Here is a 20,807-nt window from a genome sequence, read left to right as displayed (position 1 = left end):
GTTATTGATCGCCAGACATGCCGCTTTCTTGACTGCAATGATGCCGCCCTTGGTAAGTATGGATACTCCCGGGAAGAGTTTCTCGCCCTGACACCGATGGATTTGCATCGGTCCGAGGAATACGCGTTTATTCAGCAGCGCATTGCGGAATCCAAGGGCGGTGTCAGCCAAGAATTCACTCATCGCACCCGGGATGGGGTCTTGTTGCGGGTCGAAATCAATAGTAGCGTCGTCAATTATCACGGGCGGGAATGCCTGCTCAGCGTTGTACACGACGTCACTGCACACCACCAGATGGAGCAGTCATCCCGTGAGAGCGAAGCGCAATTCCGCGCCATGGCAGAAACTGCGATTAGCTCCATCGTCATCTATAAAGGAGATAAGTTTGTTTATGTAAATCCGGCGACCGAGGCGATCACTGGCTATACGCGCCAGGAACTGTTGCAGATGAACTTCTGGGATACAGTCCATCCCGATATGCGTGAGATGGTGCGGCAGCGTAGCCGGGACCGCCAGGCCGGAAAGATACCCGTTCCCACACGCAACGAAATCAAGGTCCTCTGCAAAAACGGCGACATACGCTGGTTGGATTTTACGGCAGGCGCAATCGGGTATGCGGGAAGCTCGGCTGTGTTGTGTACCGGCTTCGACATTACCGAGCGCAAACAGGCAGAGCAGAACCTGCAGGTGCAGAAAGCCTATCTGGAACAATTGTTTGAGAGCGCGCCGGAAGGCATTGCCGTGATTGATGCCGAGGGCAAGATTTTGCGCATCAATCGCGAATTTAGCCGTATGTTCGGCTATAGCGCAGAGGAAGCCAATGGGAAAACTATTTACAACCTGGTAGTTCCCACTGAGAAAAAAGAAGAAGCACTGGAGCTCATCAAACGCGCTACCGAAACCGGGCCTTCTTTCATCGAAAGCCAGCGGCACCGGAAAGACGGCAGTCTTCTTGACGTTTCGCTGTTAATCGCTCCTATCATCCTTTCGCCGGGCCAGACGGCACTCTACGCTATTTATCGCGACATCAGTGAACGCAGGAAAGCAGAAGCGAGGCTGCGGGAGAGCGAAACGCAATTCCGCGTCATGGCTGAGACGGCGGCTTCTGCCATCTTCATTTATAAGGGCGACAGGTTCATTTACGTCAATCCGGCAACCGAGGCCATCACCGGGTACACCCGCCCGGAGCTGTTGAACATGAACTTTTGGGACATAACCCATCCTGACATGAGGGAGCTGATCCGGCAGCGTGGCCTGGACCGCCAGTCGGGAAAAGAAAACGTTCCGAATCACTATGAGATCAAGATTGTACGCAAGGGCGGTGAGGTGCGCTGGATCGATTTTGCCGCCGGCGTCATCATGCTGGGAGGCAACCTGGCCGGGTTTGGCAGCGGCTTTGACATCACTGAGCGTAAGCGCGCGCAGCAATTACAATCGGCACTTTATCGTATTGCCGAAACGGCACGCCTTTCCTCAGACTTGCAGCAGCTTTACACCTCGATCCATGCCATTTTGAGCGAATTGATGTACGCAAAGAATTGCTACATCGCTTATTACGATCCTGCGACTGACCTGGTGAGCTTTCCGTACTTTGTTGATGAGTACGATCCGCCGCCTCCGCCTAGATCGAGTCGACGGGGCGTGACCGAATACGTGCTGCGCACAGGAGAGCCTTTGCTGGCAACCACGGAAATACTGGAGGAGCTGGAAAACAAGGACGAGGTCGATCGCATCGGCGAACCCTCTCTCGATTGGATGGGTGTGCCTTTGAAAAAAGGCAATGAAACTTTTGGGGTGCTGGTGCTGCAAACCTATGAACCCAATGTGCGCTATGGTGAGAAGGAAAAACAGATTTTGAGCTTTGTCTCACAACAAATCGCCAATGCCATTGAAATCAAGCGCAACGAAGAGGCGCTGCGTTCTTCGGAAGCGCGCTATCGCACATTGGTGCAAAGCGCGGTCTACGGTATTTATCTCACCAGCGTGGATGACAAATTCACCGACGTGAACCCCGCGCTGGTCTCCATGTTGAGTTATGAGAGGGCGGAGGAGGTCCTGGCCCTGAACCTGGTTCGCGACGTTTTTGTGAATCCGGAGGAGCACGCCCGCCTGGTGCAACAGTACCGCCAAACCCAACGTGTCGAGAGCATGGAGGTCAAGTGGCGCCGCAAAGATGGGCGCCAGATCACAGTTCGACTCAGCGGACGCGCAGTACTGGACCAAGGTCACACCGCAGGGTTCGAGATGATCGCCGAAGATGTAACCGAGCGCCTCGCCATCGAAGAGCAGCTACGGCAGTCGCAGCGCATGGAAGCTGTGGGGCGCCTGGGAGGCGGCATCGCGCATGACTTCAACAACCTGCTGACCGTGATCCGCGGCAACACCGAGTTGCTGATGGAAGGGGTCAAGAGCGCCCACTTGCTTGCCGAAGTGGAAGAAATCCGCAAGGCCGCTGACCGCGCAACCGAATTGACGGTGCAACTGCTCGCCTTCAGCCGCCAACAGATGCTTGCTCCTAAGGTGCTCGAGCTGAATGCAATCATCTCCAATATGGAAGGGTTCTTACGCCGGCTGCTGGGTGAAGATGTCGAACTGCGCACCCAATTCCAACCTGACCTGGACCGCGTGAAGGCCGACCCTGGACAAGTGGAACAAGTCATCATGAACCTGGCAGTTAACGCCCGTGATGCCATGCTGCAGGGCGGCAGGCTCTTCATTGAACTGGCGAACATTCATCTCGATGAGAAATACGCGCATGCGCACCGTGACGTCACTCCGGGCGATTATGTAAGGATGATGGTTACGGATACGGGCGTTGGCATGGATCGAACCACTTGCTCCCGCATTTTTGAGCCATTTTTCACCACCAAGCCGGCCGGCATGGGCACGGGATTGGGACTTTCCACGGTTTACGGCATCGTGCAGCAAAGCGGCGGACACATCTGGGTTGACAGCGAGGTCGGGAAAGGAAGTTCTTTCAAGATTTATTTACCCAAAGTCACCGAGCCGGCAGCAAAAATTCCTCAGCGCACAACCGACCAGGAGATCCCCGGGGGCACAGAGACGGTGCTTCTGGTGGAGGATGAAGACGGAGTGCGCGAACTGGTGAGCCACATTCTGCTGAATCATGGATACAAAGTCTTACAGGCGGCCCAAGGCGAAGAGGCCCTGCGCATGTGTGACGACCTCTCCGAGCGGCTCGACCTGTTGCTCACCGACGTGGTGTTGAAAAGCATGAACGGAGGCGAGTTGGCGCAGCGCCTGGTGACCAAGTATCCGCACATAAAAGTGCTTTATATGTCGGGCTATTCTGATGACGCTGTAGAGCATCGCGGGGTCTTTGCCGCAGATAGCGCCTTTCTGCAGAAACCCTTTTCCACCCGCGCTCTTATGCAAAAAATACGCGAGGTGCTGGACTCGGCTGCGAAGTAGATTCGCACCTCTGAAAGTGAACAAGGCCGCCTCGGCAACGCATCTTGCGGTTACCCAGGCGGCCCAGCGCTGCTAGCCATAGCAGGTCGTAAAAAGTTATTTATTTGCCTTCAACTCTGGTCAAAACAAATTCGGGGTCCTTGACGGCGAAATCTGCGCGCTAATCGCCTGATCCGGCCAGGCAAAAGCCCAAATTGAAATAATCACCACGGCCAATAACTTACCTGTTTTTTTCATAGGGCTCCGCCTCTATCCAGATTTGTTGCTAACGGCAGTTAGTCTTCTTTGGTAGGAGTGCCGTCAGCCAAAAACAGGGCTTCGGACTTCTTGCCGTCCTTGGTTATTCCGGCTTCGTATGAGACCTTGCCTCCCTCGGTTATCTTTTCGACTTTCCTGATTTTTCCACCGGCTGCAGCTTTTTCAATGGCGGTTTTGGCGGCGGCTGGAACGCTGTCAAGTGGAACCTCTTCTTCCACAGCAAGCAGCTTGCCGGTTTCGTCGAAAGTTATGTCTTTTCCGTGTCCGTTAACTTTGGTCTCGGCTTCATACTCGACCTTTCCATTTTCGACGTCCTTGGAAATCCCAACCAGTGTGGAATCCTTGGTATTGTCCTTGATCGCCTGCTGAACGGCGGGCGGCAGGTCGGTTAACTTTACTTTCTTTTCAGCGGCAAACACCGTGATGGTTCCGAAGACGCCGAATAAGATTGTTGCAGCAATGAATGTTTTCATCCGTAATTCCTCCTACTCTGATTGTCCATGTGGATTCTGAAGAACGCCTGAAGAAAGAAGAGGAAAATGAAGCTACTTAAAAAGAATTATTTCATGAGGTGAGTAGCGGCAAGCGTACGCGAAAAACTGATCCTGCTCCGGGAGTGCTTTCGACCTGGATCTCGCCGCCGTGCCTCTCGGCGATCCAACGCGCAATCGAGAGCCCCAGGCCTGCACCGCCGGTGGTGCGTGACCGGTCTTTGGCTGCGCGATAGAAACGCTCAAAAACGTGCGGGAGGTCGTCTGCACAAATTCCCACACCGGTATCCCGCACTTCTACAACAGCAGCCCGTTTGCCCGCGGAGCCGTCAAGTACCAGATTCGCCCGCACTTCACCACCCGACGGCGTGTATTTGATGGCATTGTCGAGCAAGATGAGAAACAGACGGCGGACCGCCTGGTCATCTCCCGAAATGGTACAGTCGGCGGCTGCATCGGCATCGAGGCGGATTCCCTTATGCTCAGCCAGAACGCGCACCTCAGTACAGGCGTCGCCCAGGCACTCGGCAAGATTCACAGGTCCGCGAACCATGCCATCGGCGCCGGCATCGGCGCGAGCTAACAGCATGAGATCTTCGATCAAGCGCGATGTGCGCTCACTTTCGGTAAGTATGCCATCCAGCGCCTTGGTGTATTCCTCGGAGCTGCGCGGCTTGCTGCGCGCCAGTTCAGCCGTCATCCGGATAATCGCGACCGGAGTCCGCAATTCGTGCGATGCATCGGCGGTGAACTGGGTAATTTGACGGAACGCTGCTTCCAGACGGGCAAACATGGAATTCAGCGTGGCTGAAAGACGATCGAGTTCGTCACCGGTTCCGCGCGATGGCAGGCGTTCAGAGAGATTTTGTGCTCCGATTTCCTCTGCTGTACGGGCAATCTGGTCTACGGGTTCGAGAGCGCGGCGGCTCATCCAATAACCGCCCGCGGAAGCCAGCAGCAGGACCAGCGGACTCGCCAGCAGAGCCGTCAAGGTGAAGCCCCCGAGCATCTCGTAAAACTCGCCTATTGGTACGCCGATTTGAACTACACCCGATTGAGTTGGACTGAGCTGCACCTGTGCGGTAAGCACCCTGAACGGCCTCTTGTTGACCGTGATTGTCTCCACTCTGCCATTTGTCGGGAGATGCGACGTATCCGGGGGTTGCTGACTCCATTGTTTTGTCTCAGGCGATTGATAAATCCAGCGGCCATCGCCGCCGATGATTCGAAAGCGCGTGCCGGAGAGTGATGCATCCTCAGCTAACTCTTCGGCAACAGAACCAGAATCTGGATCGGTGGCTTGTTTCTGCAGGTAGTTGCGCATTGCGCGCAGGCGGGTGCGCAAGTCTTTATCCACGGTCTCGTGGATGCTGCTCCGCATCGTCCACCAGACAGCAAATCCTGTAACTGCAAAAGTCACTGTCAGGATGAAGGCGTACCAGGCAGTAAGACGAAATCGAATGGAGCGCCGGTTCATACTTCTTCCCGCAGGATGTAGCCGTAACCTCGCACGGTCTGGATCAATTTCCGCTCGCGCTTGTTGTCAATTTTGTCGCGCAATAACTTGATGTATGCATCCACTGTATTGGATTCGATCTCCTCTTCAAACCCCCACACGGCTTCGATGATGGATGAGCGTGAGGCGGCCCTGCCTGCCCGGCGCAGCAAAAATTCCAGAACACGAAATTCTGTTGCCGTGAGGTTGATCTTCTGACCGCCACGAGTCACTTCACGTGAGGCAGGATCAAGCACCAGATCATCAATGTGCAAGGTCGGCATGGATGGCTGTGCCGCGCGCCGGGAGATGGCCCGCAACCGGGCGAGAAGAACAGTCAAAGAGAAGGGTTTCGTCAGGTAATCGTCGGCCCCTGCGTCCAAGCCCTTGACGATGTCCGCGGCGGAATCACGCGCCGTCAGCATAATGATGGGAACCTGTTGACCGGCGGCCCGCAGGCGGCGGGCGACTTCGAAGCCATCCATGCCGGGCATCATCACATCGAGCACAATCGCATCGAAGCTGCTGGTCTTGGCGGCATGGAGTCCTTCCATGCCGTCTCGCGCCAGCGTTACCGCGTGGTTTTCCTCTTCAAGCCCTTGCCGCAGCAACTCGCCCATTGGGGCTTCATTTTCTACTACCAGTATCCACACTCTACCCACTCTCCTCGCGTTCCTTTAATAATAATGGCGCCAGGATCAAAATTAATCGTATGTTTATTAAATCGTACGTTCTTACTCTGAAGATTCCATGAATGAGCGATTGATCTACCGGATTCTTTACGCGAGCTGTGAACAATGGCGTGCAATTTGCAAATCTTCATCCGTGGGAACAACCCGCACGCTGCAGCGGCTGCCGGATGTGCTGATCACATCTGCATGACGCCCATTTGCTTCCTGGTCTAACGCAATCCCAAGATAATCGAGTCCGCTGCAGATGCCTGCGCGTACGGCCGCAGCGTGTTCCCCAATTCCGCCGGAAAAGACCAGCAATTCGAGACCACCGAGCACTGCCGCCATTGCACCAACCGCCTTTCTTACCGAATAGCAAAACATCTCAACGGCAAGGCATGCACTGGCATTGGTAGCGCTGCTTTCCAGCAAGCTTCGCATCTCGTTGGTCGTGCCCGAGATACCTAATAGACCAGCCTCATGATTAAGAAGTTGCTCGAGTTGCTGTGCGTCGTAAGCTTCGTCGCGCAGCAGGTGTAGGAGAACACCGGGATCGAGATCACCACTGCGAGTTCCCATGATGACACCACCTGTCGGGGTGAGCCCCATGGTGGTTTCGATGGAGCAACCTTCTTTGACTGCGGTAACACTGGCGCCGTTGCCGAGATGCGCGATTACGGTTTTGCCGGCGAGGTCTGGGCCGAGCGTATGCACAATGGATTCGCAGGAGAGCCCGTGAAATCCATATCGCCGGATGCCGGATTGCCAGAAACGAGCTGGCAAAGGAAGCCGGGCGGCGTGCTCAGGCAGCGTGCGGTGAAATGCAGTATCCAGGCACGCGACGTTGGGCAGGCGAGGAAAGCGTTCCATGGCAAAACGAATTACCTCAAGCGCAGGCGGAGTATGAATCGGAGCGAAAACAGTGGCCGCCTCCAGGTCTTTGAGGACTTCTGGCGTGATGCGCACGTGCTCGCGCAGGCGTGGCCCGCCGTGCACGATGCGATGTCCAATAACCTCAGGCTCGGGCAGTGAATGAACGCTGAGGGTTTTAGTTAAAAAGTCTGCCGCTTCTCGCGAAGTTGCAAACGCGCGGTTTTCTTTCAGGAGAAACTTCTCGCCTTGCTGCATCCACACGCGGCCGTCTTTTGTTCCGAGAGCCTCGGCAGCTCCGGTTGCTAGAGTTTCTTCGTTTGCTCCCTGCAAGGAATACAGACCGAGTTTCAGAGAAGAAGAGCCACTATTGAGGGCAAGAATCGTTCTTTTTTGGGAATTCGGTCCGATCTCCATGGCCTGGGCTATGCCGACCACTTCCAGTTGCTCACTTCAGGCATGTCTTCCCCGTTCTCGGCGACGTAGATTTTGTGGCGCTGCATGATCTCGTAATACCGCTGCGTCGCTTTTTCGTTCATGGCTTTAAGTCTGGGGATGCGCCGCACGGCATCGAGCGCAAGCTGAAAGCGGTCCATATTGTTGAGAACAGCCATGTCGAAGGGTGTCGTGGTGGTGCCTTCTTCTTTATATCCGCGCACGTGGATGTTGTCATGATTGCGGCGGCGGTAGGTCAACCGATGGATCAACGTCGCATAACCATGATAAGCAAAGATAACCGGACGGTCGGCAGTGAATATCTCATCAAAATCTTCGTCCGCCAATCCATGAGGATGTTCGCTCGCCGGCTGCAAGGCCATAAGATCCACGACATTCACGACGCGGATACGAATATCCGGAATTGACTCCCGCAGCAGCATAACCGCTGCCAGGATCTCAAGCGTGGGTACGTCACCGGCACAGGCCATCACGACATCCGGATCGCCGTCATCATTGCTCGCCCACTCCCAGACTCCCACTCCGGCAGTGCAATGCCGGACCGCTGAATCCATATCAAGCCATTGCGGCGCCGGCTGCTTGCCAGCCACGATGAGATTCACATAGTGGCGGCTGCGTAAGCAGTGATCTGCGACCGAGAGCAAAGTGTTGGCGTCAGGCGGCAGATAGATGCGCACGATATCGGCATTTTTGTTAGCTACGTGATCAATGAAGCCGGGGTCCTGATGCGAGAACCCATTGTGATCTTGCCGCCAGACATGCGAGGTGAGCAAATAGTTGAGTGAAGCAATGGGTTTACGCCACGTGAGCTGACGCGTTGTCTTGAGCCACTTGGCGTGCTGGTTGAACATCGAGTCAATGATGTGGATGAAAGCCTCATAACAGGAGAAGAATCCATGCCGCCCGGTGAGCAGATATCCCTCAAGCCATCCCTGGCACATGTGCTCACTCAGAACTTCCATGACCCGGCCGTCGGGGGCCAAATCTATGTCGACCGGTTTTACTTCCGCCATCCATTGCTTAGCCGTCGCTTCATAGACAGCATCCAAACGGTTGGAGGAAGTTTCGTCCGGACCAAACAGACGGAAGTTCCTCTTATCCTGATTTTGCTTCATGACGTCACGCAGAAAGCGGCCCAACACGCGGGTTGCTTCGCCCTCGACCGCGCCCGGTTTAGGTACCGCAACCGCATAGTCGCGGAAGTGTGGCATGGTGAGTGGCTGAAGCAAAAGACCGCCATTCGCGTGCGGATTCATTCCCATCCGGCGTTGGCCCTTGGGCGCAGTCTCCGCCAGTTCGGAGTGGAACTTGCCGTTCTCATCGAACAGCTCCGCCGGTTTGTAGCTCCTAAGCCAATCTTCCAGGATGCGCAAATGACCGGGATTGCTGGCGAGATCGGTAACCGGCACCTGATGCGAACGCCAAGTGCCTTCAACCGGCTTGCCATCTACTTCTTTAGGACCCGTCCAACCTTTAGGAGTCCGAAGGATGAGCATAGGCCAGCGCGGACGATCCAATTTGCCATTCTTGCGAGCACGTGCCTGGATGGAGCGAATTTCCTCAAGAATCTTATCGAGCGTCGCCGCCATCGCCTGATGAATATCAGGCGTCTCGGTGCTTGAGATCACAAACGGTTCATATCCATATCCGCGGAACAGTTGCAGTAGCTCGTCTTCGCTGATGCGATCCAGGACCGTCGGATTGGCAATCTTGTAGCCGTTCAGATGCAGGATCGGCAGCACAGCGCCATCATGCACCGGATTCAGGAACTTGTTAGAGTGCCAGCTCGTGGCGCAGGCGCCGGTCTCGGCTTCTCCGTCGCCAACCACACAGGCCACAATCAGGTCCGGATTATCCAGTGCAGCTCCGTAGGCATGCAGCAACGAATAACCCAATTCACCACCTTCATGGATCGAGCCAGGAGTTTCCGGCGCCACGTGGCTGGGAATTCCATAAGGCCAGGAAAATTGCCGGAAAAGTCGCTTCATTCCGTCACGATTTTGTTCAATATGCGGATAAATCTCGGTGTAAGAACCCTCAAGGTATGTGTGGGCAACGATTCCGGGCCCGCCGTGCCCGGGTCCGATGATGTAGATCATGTTGAGATCGTTTTGCACAATCAGGCGGTTCAGATGCACGTAAACAAAATTGAGCCCCGGCGTCGTGCCCCAATGGCCAAGCAAACGCGGCTTGATGTCTTCCAGAGTGAGAGGCCGCTCCAGGCAAGGATTCTCCTTCAAATAGATCTGTCCAACCGATAGGTAATTAGCGGCACGCCAGTAGGCATCTAACTTGCGGGCTTCTTCAGCGCTCAAAGGTTTGTGCGTTATCGCGTTCTGCTTCGCCGGGAGTGCTTGCTCGGTAACTTCAACGTCGCCCATAGGATTCCTGCTTTCAAAATACGTATCTTCATGGATTCTACGCCCTCAGATAGACGTTGCCCTGCTGCGAAGAATTTAAAATTCTGTGAAATTTTAGAGACCGGATGGAAGTATTTTCATCAAACCACATAGAATAACTCATCAGAAGACTGCGAGGCACGGGCATGATGTCCAAAGCAAACGACGGCAAGATAGCTTATTTTTCCATGGAAATTGCGCTTGCCCCGTCAATTCCCTCTTACAGCGGTGGCCTGGGCATCCTGGCGGGAGATACACTTCGCTCCGCCGCGGACTTGGAGCTTCCGCTGGTTGCCGTCTCCCTGGTTTATCGCAAGGGCTATTTTCGCCAACGGTTAGACGCTCTGGGAAACCAAACTGAAGAACCTGACGTATGGGAGCCGCAAACGCGGTTGCAGCCTGCGAACCAAACCGTCACGGTTTCGATCGAAGGCCGTGAAGTAAAACTGCAGGCGTGGCGATACGACATCACCGGCATGTCGGGACACGTTGTGCCTGTATACCTGCTCGATTCCGACCTTCCCACAAACAGCGAGTGGGACCGCAAGCTGACCGACAGCCTTTATGCCGGCGACAACCGCTATCGGCTCTGCCAGGAGGTTTTGCTCGGAATTGGCGGAATTGCCATGTTGCGCAGTCTCGGCCTGGATGACATCAACAGCTATCACATGAATGAAGGGCACTCCTCACTTCTAACCCTGGCACTGCTGGAAGAGGAGCTTGAGCTTCGCAACACCCAGGTTCCAGATAAAGATGACATCGAGGTAGTGAGGCGCCAGTGCATCTTCACCACGCACACCCCCGTTCCCGCAGGGTTCGACAAATTCCCGCAGGCGATGGTGCAGCAAGTGCTTGGCGAACGGCGAACCAGGCTTTTGGAACAGACCGGATGCTTCCGCGACGGGATCCTCAACATGACCTCCGTTGCCCTGCAGTTCTCTCACTATATTAATGGTGTTGCAATGCGGCACGGGGAAGTCTCTCACGGCATGTTTCCTGGGTTCCCAATTCACGCCATCACCAATGGGGTGCATGCCGTCACTTGGACATCATCCGCTTTTCACGACTTATATGGCCGCCATGTCCCGGAGTGGATTCGCGACAATGCATATCTCCGCTATGCCGTAGGTATTTCGTTGGATGAAATCCGCGAAGCACACCGCCGCGCCAAGGCCGTGTTGATCGAAGAAGTGCAGCGGCGAAACGGAGTGACACTTGATCCTTCCATCTTGACGATTGGGTTCGCACGCCGGGCGGCAGCCTACAAGCGCGCTGATATGCTTTTTTCTGATCTAAACCGCCTGCGAGCGATTGCAAAGAATACGGGACCACTCCAGATCGTGTACGCGGGAAAGGCGCACCCGGCGGATGAAGGAGGCAAGGCCCTCATTCGGCGCGTCTTCGCGGCCGCGGCTCAACTGAAGGACGATATCAGAATGGTTTACCTGGAAAACTATGACATGGCCTTGGCAAAGTTGATGGTCGCAGGCGTTGACCTTTGGCTGAATACTCCACAGCGGCCCCAGGAAGCTTCGGGAACGAGCGGAATGAAAGCGGCCCTCAATGGCGTGCCCAGCCTGAGCATTCTTGATGGTTGGTGGATTGAGGGATGTTTTGAGGGCGTTACCGGCTGGGCGATTGGACAGGACGGCCGTCCTGAGACGATTGATACGGTAGCCGAAGCGGCATCACTATATCAAAAGCTGGAAGAACAAATTATTCCTTTGTTCTATCGCCAGCCCGAAGCCTATGCCGTGGTCATGCGAAGCGCCATTGCCGTAAATGGGAGCTTCTTCAATACCCAGCGAATGCTGGAACAGTACAAAGCCAATGCTTACTTTCCCCAAAAGCTGACTCACCCAGAAGAAATTCTTCAAGGATAGTGACATGCAAACTGAAACCGATGTTGTGCTTGCCAGCGAGAATTCTGCCAACGCAGTCGAACCATTAAGGCCCGGAACATGCAACCGGCCTACGTGGGCACAAGTAGAAGGAAGTTCACTCCCGCTCGGGGTCACGTGGATTGAAGAAGAGCAGGCCTACAATTTCTCGGTTTACTCGGCGCATGCTGAGAGCGTTACGTTGTTACTGTATACCGCCGCTGACTTGGTCAATCCCTTACACGCCTTTGTCTTTAACTTCTTAAAAAACAAGTCAACCCGTATATGGCACTGCAGAGTTCCTGTCTCAAAACTCCAGAACGCTCACTATTATGGTTACTCTGTTTCCGGCCAGAATCCGCCCTTTCTGCATAGTTTCGATCCGCAAAAGATACTGCTCGATCCGTATGCAAGGTGCGTTCTCTTCCCGCCTTCATTCGACCGCGCTCTGGCCATGCGTGAAGGCTCGAATGCAGGCAAGGCCCCCCTGGGAGTGCTGGCGGGGCATCGGGACACCTTTGACTGGGCCCAAGACCCGTCGCCACATCATGAATCCGACGCGATCATCTACGAGCTTCACGTCAGGGGATTCACGAAAAACCCTAACTCCGGAATTGATCCTGCTCGCGCGGGCACATATACCGGCCTGATCGACAAAATTCCCTACCTGAAAGAACTCGGCGTCACAATTGTTGAATTGATGCCGGTTTTTCAGCGCGATCCAAATGAGGGCAATTATTGGGGATACATGCCTTTGAATTTCTTCTCGCCGCACCATCAATACGCCGGTGACGGCGACTCTTGCGAGCAGCACTTGGAGTTTCGAAGCATGGTAAAGGCCTTCCACGACGCCAATATTGAAGTCATACTCGATGTGGTCTACAACCACACCTGCGAAGGCAACCAGCGCGGACCCATCTATAGCTTCAAAGGCCTCGATAATAGTGAGTACTATATGCTGACCGGGAACCCGGCCGACCCTTACGCTAACTACTCGGGCACAGGCAATACTCTGAACTTTGCCCATGGACATGTCCGCAAGATTGTCCTCGACAGCTTGCGCTTCTGGAAACGGGAAATGCATATTGATGGATTCCGCTTTGATCTGGCGTCCGTTTTCAGCCGCAACGCAGACGGCTCCCTCAACTGGGAAGACACTCCTCTCTTCAGCGAGATCTCTTTAGAACTGGATAACACAAGACTCATCGCGGAGCCGTGGGACGCGGCCGGGGCCTACCAACTGGGCCGCGGATTCCCCGGGGTCACCTGGCAACAATGGAATGGACAGTTCCGGGATGACCTTCGCCGCTTCGTCAAAAGCGATGCCGGAATGGTCCCTAACCTGATGCGACGGCTTTACGGCAGCGACGACATCTTTCCTGATGACCGGGAAAACGCCTATCACGCGTACCAGAGCGTAAATTATGTAACCTCTCATGACGGTTTCACCCTGTACGATCTGGTCTCTTACAATGGCAAACGAAACTGGGCCAACGGCCATGACAATCAGGATGGCGCCGATGAAAATTACAGTTGGAATTGCGGTCACGAAGGCGATGAAGGCGTGCCCGCAGATGTGCTGGCCTTGCGCCGCCGGCAGGTCAAAAATTTTTGCTCCCTGCTCATGCTCTCCAACGGCATCCCCATGTTCCGGGCAGGCGATGAGTTCTTAAACACTCAGTTGGGTAACAATAACCCCTACAACCAGGATAACGAGATTAGCTGGCTGAATTGGGACCAGTTACAAACAAACCAGGATATTTTTCGTTTCTTCAAAAAAATGATCGCCTTCCGCAAGGCGCACCCCTCGCTGTGCCGAAGCCGGTTCTGGCGCGAAGATATCTCGTGGTATGGAACCGGCCCGGCTGCCGACCTCTCCTACGATTCCCGCATCTTGGCATTCTGCCTTCATGGCATCTCACAAAACGATGATGATATTTACGTCATGATCAATGCCTATTGGGAAGAGCTGCCTTTTGTTGTTCAGGAGGGTACAGAAAAAGAGTGGCGACGAGTGGTGGATACAAGTTTAGCCAGTCCAGACGACTTTGCGGAAACCGGTGTACCGCTTCAGACGATGAAATATGTTGTGGCCCCTAGGTCGGTTGTTGTGTTAGTGCGAACGACCGGTTGATCGTAGTTGCATGTCCCTGTCATGTTGAGCGGAGCGCCACCATCCTGTCTCACACCGACAGAATCTGAAGCGCGGAGTCGAAACACCCCGAAGATGTCTCCTCCCGCCATACCACCTCAGGGAGTTCTCTCCATACCGCCGAGTACCCACACGTTGGCTGCGTGTGGCATTTGTGCTTCTCGTACATTTCCGCCCGGCAGCAGTGAAGGCTCTCTCCGTCAATCAATAGCGATAAAACCGCGATTGCACCGTTTGACCAGACTGCATCCTTACCCAATTCTTGCTCCCCTTTTTGCGAAAAACCCGCCGCGCATTAATATATGGGGTGAATTCCACGCTCATGCACCTTTATGGATAATCGCACCGAAGCGGACAAGGCTTGTGAAGCCGACAAAGAAGATCTGGAGCCGCCATCCTCTGTCCCCGAGGAACCACTCGAGCAAAATCCCGGCATCATAGCTGAAGGAACCTTTTCCCAAACGGCAACTGCACCATTCCCCAAACTATTTCCCATTCCCGCACTTATCATTACCGCGGCCGCATTCGCCGTGATCCTGCCAATGTTTTGGTTTGGCATTCCCTCCGGCCACGACTTTGAATTCCACATGAACTCGTGGATGGAGGTGCTGGGCCAGTGGAAGCAAGGGATCTTCTACCCACGATGGGCTTCGTTGGCGCACTACGGTTACGGCGAGGCACGCTTTATTTTTTATCCGCCGGCATCCTGGACGCTTGGGGCCTTATTGGGCGCGGCACTCCCCTGGAAGATTGTCCCGGGAGCTTACCTGTGGATTGTGCTGACGCTGGCAGGATTCTCCATGTTCCTGCTTGCGCGAAATTGGGTCTCGCGACGCGATGCTATCTTTGCTGCCGCACTGTATGCCGCGAACCCTTATCACATCGTAATCGTCTATTGGCGCAGTGCGTATGCCGAGCTTCTAGCCAGTGCTTTGCTGCCTTTGCTTGTGCTGTTGGTTGTGCGCGCTGAACAGAGGGCGTGGAAGAGCATTATTTCGCTTGCACTCATCGTGGCTGCTGCCTGGCTGACCAACGCACCTTCTGCGGTGATGGTGAACTATTCTCTCGCCTTGTTCGTGGTGATTGCGGCCATCGTTCAGCGTTCACCACGAATGCTTCTGCATGGGGCGGCCGGGGTGGTGTTAGGAGCTATGCTGGCCTGCTTTTATTTGCTTCCAGCCGTCTACGAAGAAAAGTGGGTAAACATCTGGCAGGTCCTCTCTCCGGGTCTAAATCCGCAGGAAAATTTTCTTTTCACAATGATCAACGACGCTGACCACAACCAGTTCAACCTTCTGGTTTCAACGGTGGCAGTAGCAGAGATTACCCTGCTCTTGGGAGCGTTCTTCTTTTCGCGCCGCAACCGTCGCGACAATCCAGAGCTTTGGTGGATCCTGGCTGCGTGGGGCAGCGCAGCAGCTCTTCTCATGCTTCCCTTCACCGTAATTTTCTGGCAATACCTGCCCAAATTGCGTTTTATACAGCTCCCCTGGCGATGGCTGCTATGCCTGAACGTGGCTTTTGTCTTGCTTATAACTTTGGGGTTACGTCGCTGGCTGCCAAGACTGCTGGTGTGTGCTCTCCTGCTGGGTACTCTGGCGGTAGTCTGGCACAAGCAGCCCCCATGGTGGGATAGGGCCGCTGACATTGCGGAAATGGTTGATAACCTGCAAACGGGCAAGGGTTACGAAGGCACGGACGAATACGTCCCGACCGATGCCGACCCTTATGAGATCAAACAAGACGCTCGCAAGGTCGCAGTCGAAGGCGGGGGGAAATTTCGACTTCATGTGCAGCAGTGGACTCCGGAATCAAAAATATTTACCGTCAGCGTCGCCCAGTCCGGCCATGCGGTCCTGCGCCTCTTTAACTATCCTGCGTGGAGCGTTGAGGTCAATGACCGGTTGACAGCCACTAAAACCCGCGAAGTCACGGGGCAAATGATGATTCCGCTTCAGCCTGGCGAAAACCACGTTCACATTGTTTTCATGCGGACGCGGGACCGAACCTTAGGAGCTGCAATATCAGGCGCGAGCCTTCTGTTGGTAATTTTATTAATCGTGTATGGAAAATGGCGGTCCTACAAGTCGGCCAAGAGCAGCGAGACTGGTGTGGCACAACGCGGCAAGCCGCAAGGAGGAGGAGCAGCGTTTTTGTAAAGCATCCACGCGCCATGTTCCTTCCCTCTGTCATGTTGAGCAGAGCGCCACGACTCCATGGGCAAGCTTACAGAATCTCAAGCGCGGAGTCGAAACACCCCGAGAAGGTTTCGGTCTACATTTCCGCATCAGGGAATTTTTCCGATGCCGCCGCCAGCGCAACGGGCTGGCGCGCGCAACCGCTTCCCGCCCTACATTCCAGGATTACGTGCAACGATCGCCGCGAGTGGAAGTCACAGCCTGACGTTGCGGGACACACTCTGGGGAGAATTCCCTACGGCAGCATTTCTTCCGTAAGCTTTGTCGGGTGTTTCGACTGCGCGCCCGTCGGTCTCAAGGCTACAGATTTTCTCCAGGCGCTCCGCTCAACATGACAATAAGGAGACGGTTTGGCAGGTACCTAAAAATTGTCGAAAGGCAAAGAATTTAAGACATAGTGGCACAACCGGGGTCCCGCCGCGCGCCGGTTTTGCGCGTGGTGGGGTGGAGGCGTCCCCGGCTGTGCCGTAGCGCGGCATGCCTCTCTTTCACCCCTGACCTCATGGTCCTATTGTGGTATCAAAATCTTCCCTTCTGACGAAACGCGGACTACCATCGTTTCCGGAAGTGTATCTGGCATTCTCAGGAATGCGGGCAAGAGGTTCTTTGAAAATTTGCAAAAGCAATACAGTACTCAGAAGCTGCCTGCGGATGATATCTACTCAGTAAACACTGAGTACTACCAGCAAGTGCCCCGCCTCGACAGCGACTTTCCCCAATAAATACGAGGTAATCAGGCTGTTTCAGCGAGGTTCAAACACTTGCTGCAAGTGGGTAATGTTCTGCCTGGAAGAGCAAAGCCGGAAATTTACTAAAGGGTAAAGTCGGCTCTAAGCTTTCCGCCGCTCTTCCAGCTCTTCAAGGGTTCGCGGCCAATCTTCGCGCAGCAAGCGGCTGAGGGCACGATCTGCGAGCAGCTTTCCTCCGGTCTGACAGTGCGCACAATAATTGGTCTCGTTGGATGCATAACGAATGCGCTGAATCTTCGTGCCGCATCGTGGACAGGGTTTGCCGTATCTGCCATGTACAGCCATTCGCTCCTGAAAGGCTGTGACCTTTTCGGGGAATTTCTCGCCCGCCTTGACGCGAAGGTTCTGGGTCCACTCCGCAAGCGTATGGCGGGTTGCTTCAAACAACCGGCTGATATCTTCCGGGGACATGCGCTGCGTCAGGGCAACCGGCGAAAGCTGGGCATGATAAAGGATCTCATCAGAATATGCGTTGCCGATTCCGCTGAATAATCGCGGATCGGTAAGCGCCCGCTTGAGTGTGTGATTTTCCGAGGTCAGGACCGCGCTGAACTGCTCTAGCGAAGCCGAGAAGACATCTATGCCTCCAGGATCAAGATTCGCCAGTCCAACTTCTCCCGCTACTACATGCAGCGACGCCCGCTTTCTGGTCCCGGCTTCGGTAAGAGTGAGCGTGCCGGAATCGAAATCAAGGGCCGCGAGCGTGCGCTTTCCGTCCGGCGTTTTTCGCTCCTGGCTCCAATGCAGCCGTCCGGCAATCATCAGATGGAACACCAGCCAGAGATCGTTGTCCAGGCCGATGGCGATCCGCTTTCCCACGCGGCGCAATGCAGTCACGCTGCGGCTGTGGGCCGCTTCAACCGGGGGCACAGCGGTCCGCAAAAGAAAAGGCCCGCGGACCTCGACCCGCTCGAGAACGTGCCCGAGGATGCGCTGTTCGAGGGCTTCAATATAAACTACGACGTCCGGCAGTTCGGGCACGCGACCAACATCCTTTCTCGTACTGCAGAGTGGAGTTTGATTATTATATGGCCCTCGGTAAAACATGTGTGGTCGTCATGGCAGGCCTGCCCGCTTCGGGAAAAAGCACGCTGTCGAGATTGCTTTCTGCTGAGCTGCACGGCGTGGTATTGGACAAAGACGTAATCCGAGCGGGTCTATTTCCCGAGCCCTGGATTGAATACTCGCAGGAGCAGGATGATTTCTGTTTAGAGATTCTTTTGCAGGCTGCAACTTATCTGATTAAGAAAGGCACACGACCGGCCTTTCTGTTCATCGATGGCCGGCCGTTCGCATTTCAATATCAAATTGAAAACGTTGTGAAGTGGGCAACCGGTCTGGGATGCGGAATAAAAATCATTCACACCACGTGCTCCGATGATAATGCCAGACGGAGACTCACGGACCCTCATCCCGCCAGGAACCGCAACTATGACTCTTATTTGAAGCTGAAAGCTGATTTCGAGGAGATCAGCCATCCCAAGCTGACGGTCAACACAGACGAGCCACTCAATTCCAGCCTGCAACAATGTTTATCGTATCTCAGCGGCGAGGCCAGTCAGTAACGCCCGATCATGATTATCGGGCGAGACGTGTCGGGGCTTCTGCTTCTCGATCCCTTATTTTGCAAACAGTTTCAGGTCAATCGTATCGCTCATGATTTGATAACCCTTATCGGCTGGGTGCAGATGGTCGCCGCTATCGGCGGTCGCAGAAAGACGTGAACGGTTTTGCGCATCGCGCGTGGCGGCATCGAAATCAATCACAGCATCAAATTTTCCACTGGTGCGAATCCATTGATTGATGACCTGGCGGTCGGCTTCACCATCAGGACTGAAGTAGAATGATGCTCCTTCATACGGCAGTATCGTTGCCCCATAAACGCGGATATTGTGGGCGTGGGCACGAAGAATGATCTGCTCATAGGCGCCAATCAATTCCTGTGCAGACGCGAACGGTTCGTTGCGCTTGCGGGCGGCGATGCGTGTCCCAATGTCGTTAATTCCCTCCAGCACAATCAGCCAACGCACGCCGGTTTGTGCAAGAACGTCGCGATCGAAGCGTGCCAGCGCGCTCTGACCCAGGCAATCATGCAACAGGCAATTGCCGCCAATCCCTTCATTCAATACTCCGACGCCTGCCGTGCTCTTGTTATTCTGCAAGCGGCGGGCCAGATCATCAGGCCAACGGCCGTTCTTGTTTGTCGTCGAATTTCTTCCATCAGTAATCGAGTCGCCAAGCGTAACCAGCGCTGCACCCGAACCTGCGGCCAGCACATCAACGCCGTTCAAAAAATACCAATGATCGGTCTGCGCGGCCGAAGGCAGATCCGCGGCGGAAACCGAATCACCCGCTTGTAAATATGACGTGGCCCTCGCGCCAGGGTGAGTTGTGATTTCATTCGGTACACCGTTCAAGTGAATTGTCACCGCAAGGTCAGAGAGAGCAGCCAGATCAAACTCAACAGGATCGGAGACTATCAGCGCCCTAGGCGAAATGGTCACTGATAACTGGCCGTGGAAGGTGACCGCCTTATCGCTTTCCGGCTTAATGGCGCTGCCACCGGCAGCCAAAGCCACATGGACTGAAGGAATGGTGAGCGCCGTAGAGCCAAAGGCATTGGAAAACCGTACGCGCAATCGTTTCCCGCCGATTGACACATGCACGATCTGCCGCAGCGTGCTATCTGTGAATCCCGGCGCTGGCGGAGCGTTGGCCGGGTCCCCAAGTTGAGGCGATGAGGCCCAGCTGCCCACCCAATGACCATCTTCGCTCGCCACTGTTGATTTGTTTTGCCTTGCAAATGCAAATCCCACGAATAGGTTGCTGAACACCCAGGCAACAACAATCCAATTCTTTCTCAAGAAGACCTCCGTTTACTGATTCACGCCGCTGGCCAGAAACCCACCATCCACGGCCAGTAGATGACCTGTCACGAAGCTGGCGGCATCAGAAGCCAGGAACACGGCAGCACCCACGAGCTCTTGAAGCTCTCCGAAGCGCCGCATTGGCGTCCGAAGAAGCACTTCCCGCGTTCGCGGCGTGCCATTGAGAAGTGTTGCATTCATATCTGTCTGAAAGACGCCAGGCACAATCGCGTTTACACATACGCCATGCGGGGCCCATTCGACGGCCAGAGATTTTGTTAGAGAAGCCACCGCCGCTTTGCTGGCCGAGTATGCGGCAACCTCGTAAAAGGCCACCAGCGAAGACAGAGACGCTATATTAATGATGCGTCCGTATTTCTGCTCCATCATCTTGCGCCCGAAGACCTGGCAGGCCCGCAATGTGCCACTGAGATTTGTATCGAGAATACTGTTCCAATTATCTTCAGAGACATCCACAGTTGCGCTGCGTTGGGTCGTACCGGCGCAGTTGACGAGAATCTCCACTCGGCCAAATTCCGCGCATGTTGCCTGAAGCAGCGTTTCAATACTTTTTCGGTCGGTTACATCGCAACTAACCGCCAGCGATCTGCGGCCGAACTTCCTGATTCTGTCTGCGGCAGATGCAACCAGCTCGGCACGCCGGCCGCTCGGCACTACATTAGCTCCCGCTAGTGCTAATCCTTCTGCGAGGGCCAAACCGATTCCCGAAGTGCCGCCGATCACTACAGCGGTCTTGGATGTAAGGTCAAACGCAGGATGGCCCATGAAACAGATTCTTCCTTGAAGATCAGGAAACGTTACATAACAAACAGCCGGCAGCAAGTCTTTGCTATACAACTCGCTGCCGGCCGGCCTGCTGCCTAATACA

The 20,807-nt window shown here is 54.7% G+C and carries 13 protein-coding genes; 5 read left to right on the top strand and 8 right to left on the bottom strand.

Translation table 11 applies throughout. The annotated features are described in order from the left end of the window. Positions 1 to 3: 3 nt before the first annotated feature. A complete protein-coding gene (locus VK738_00215) occupies positions 4 to 3,432 on the top strand; it encodes a PAS domain S-box protein (protein HTD21056.1) in 3,429 nt (1,142 codons plus the stop codon). A 275-nt stretch (positions 3,433 to 3,707) separates the two neighbouring features. On the opposite strand, the gene VK738_00210 is transcribed toward VK738_00215, so the two are convergent. From VK738_00210 to VK738_00190, 5 genes are all read right to left on the bottom strand, one after another. After that, a complete protein-coding gene (locus VK738_00210) occupies positions 3,708 to 4,163 on the bottom strand; it encodes a PepSY-like domain-containing protein (protein ID HTD21055.1) in 456 nt (151 codons plus the stop codon). A gap of 91 nt (positions 4,164 to 4,254) precedes the next feature. Next, positions 4,255 to 5,658, bottom strand: a complete 1,404-nt coding sequence (locus tag VK738_00205; protein ID HTD21054.1) for an ATP-binding protein — start codon at positions 5,656 to 5,658, stop codon at positions 4,255 to 4,257. Beyond that, on the bottom strand, positions 5,655 to 6,329 hold the full coding sequence (locus VK738_00200) for a response regulator transcription factor (protein ID HTD21053.1): 675 nt from the start codon (positions 6,327 to 6,329) through the stop codon (positions 5,655 to 5,657). The genes VK738_00205 and VK738_00200 overlap by 4 nt, the downstream gene beginning before the upstream one ends. Before the next feature lie 126 nt (positions 6,330 to 6,455). After that, positions 6,456 to 7,655 (bottom strand): acetate/propionate family kinase, encoded by a 1,200-nt coding sequence (locus tag VK738_00195; protein HTD21052.1) that lies wholly within the window; start codon positions 7,653 to 7,655, stop codon positions 6,456 to 6,458. Next, complete coding sequence (locus tag VK738_00190; GenBank protein ID HTD21051.1) at positions 7,643 to 10,054, bottom strand: phosphoketolase family protein; 2,412 nt, start codon at positions 10,052 to 10,054, stop codon at positions 7,643 to 7,645. Before VK738_00190 ends, VK738_00195 begins: the two co-directional genes overlap by 13 nt. 164 nt (positions 10,055 to 10,218) lie before the next feature. Between VK738_00190 and glgP the strand changes: the two genes are divergently transcribed. From glgP to VK738_00175, 3 genes are all read left to right on the top strand, one after another. Beyond that, the gene (gene glgP / locus VK738_00185) at positions 10,219 to 11,955 is read left to right on the top strand and encodes an alpha-glucan family phosphorylase (protein HTD21050.1); all 1,737 of its coding nucleotides are present in this window, start codon (positions 10,219 to 10,221) and stop codon (positions 11,953 to 11,955) included. A 4-nt stretch (positions 11,956 to 11,959) separates the two neighbouring features. Next, positions 11,960 to 14,086 carry an isoamylase gene (locus tag VK738_00180; protein HTD21049.1) on the top strand — a complete coding sequence of 709 codons (2,127 nt, stop codon included), beginning with the start codon at positions 11,960 to 11,962 and terminating at the stop codon, positions 14,084 to 14,086. Between the two features lie 350 nt (positions 14,087 to 14,436). Next, on the top strand, positions 14,437 to 16,263 hold the full coding sequence (locus VK738_00175) for a 6-pyruvoyl-tetrahydropterin synthase-related protein (GenBank protein HTD21048.1): 1,827 nt from the start codon (positions 14,437 to 14,439) through the stop codon (positions 16,261 to 16,263). A gap of 869 nt (positions 16,264 to 17,132) precedes the next feature. Here VK738_00175 and VK738_00170 read toward each other — a convergent pair. Continuing rightward, a complete protein-coding gene (locus tag VK738_00170) occupies positions 17,133 to 18,032 on the bottom strand; it encodes a DNA-formamidopyrimidine glycosylase family protein (protein ID HTD21047.1) in 900 nt (299 codons plus the stop codon). Between the two features lie 47 nt (positions 18,033 to 18,079). Between VK738_00170 and VK738_00165 the strand changes: the two genes are divergently transcribed. Continuing rightward, positions 18,080 to 18,616 (top strand): ATP-binding protein, encoded by a 537-nt coding sequence (locus VK738_00165; protein HTD21046.1) that lies wholly within the window; start codon positions 18,080 to 18,082, stop codon positions 18,614 to 18,616. 54 nt (positions 18,617 to 18,670) lie between these two features. On the opposite strand, the gene VK738_00160 is transcribed toward VK738_00165, so the two are convergent. Then, positions 18,671 to 19,915, bottom strand: coding sequence for an SGNH/GDSL hydrolase family protein (locus tag VK738_00160; GenBank protein ID HTD21045.1), 1,245 nt, complete (start codon positions 19,913 to 19,915; stop codon positions 18,671 to 18,673). A gap of 12 nt (positions 19,916 to 19,927) precedes the next feature. Further along, positions 19,928 to 20,704, bottom strand: coding sequence for a glucose 1-dehydrogenase (locus VK738_00155; GenBank protein ID HTD21044.1), 777 nt, complete (start codon positions 20,702 to 20,704; stop codon positions 19,928 to 19,930). Between the last annotated feature and the right edge of the window lie 103 nt (positions 20,705 to 20,807).

Source organism: Terriglobales bacterium (assembly GCA_035487355.1).
In the GTDB taxonomy this organism is placed as follows: Bacteria; Acidobacteriota; Terriglobia; order Terriglobales; family Acidobacteriaceae; genus QIAW01.
This window is presented reverse-complemented; position numbering and strand designations above follow the sequence as displayed.

Excerpts from the sequence above, each read along its gene's own strand:
- VK738_00210 (HTD21055.1), bottom strand. The coding sequence starts at position 4,163 with ATGAAAACATTCATTGCTGCAACAATCTTATTCGGCGTCTTCGGAACC.
- VK738_00205 (HTD21054.1), bottom strand. The coding sequence starts at position 5,658 with ATGAACCGGCGCTCCATTCGATTTCGTCTTACTGCCTGGTACGCCTTC.
- VK738_00190 (HTD21051.1), bottom strand. The coding sequence starts at position 10,054 with ATGGGCGACGTTGAAGTTACCGAGCAAGCACTCCCGGCGAAGCAGAAC.
- glgP (HTD21050.1), top strand. The coding sequence starts at position 10,219 with ATGATGTCCAAAGCAAACGACGGCAAGATAGCTTATTTTTCCATGGAA.
- VK738_00180 (HTD21049.1), top strand. The coding sequence starts at position 11,960 with ATGCAAACTGAAACCGATGTTGTGCTTGCCAGCGAGAATTCTGCCAAC.
- VK738_00175 (HTD21048.1), top strand. The coding sequence starts at position 14,437 with ATGGATAATCGCACCGAAGCGGACAAGGCTTGTGAAGCCGACAAAGAA.
- VK738_00165 (HTD21046.1), top strand. The coding sequence starts at position 18,080 with ATGGCCCTCGGTAAAACATGTGTGGTCGTCATGGCAGGCCTGCCCGCT.
- VK738_00155 (HTD21044.1), bottom strand. The coding sequence starts at position 20,704 with ATGGGCCATCCTGCGTTTGACCTTACATCCAAGACCGCTGTAGTGATC.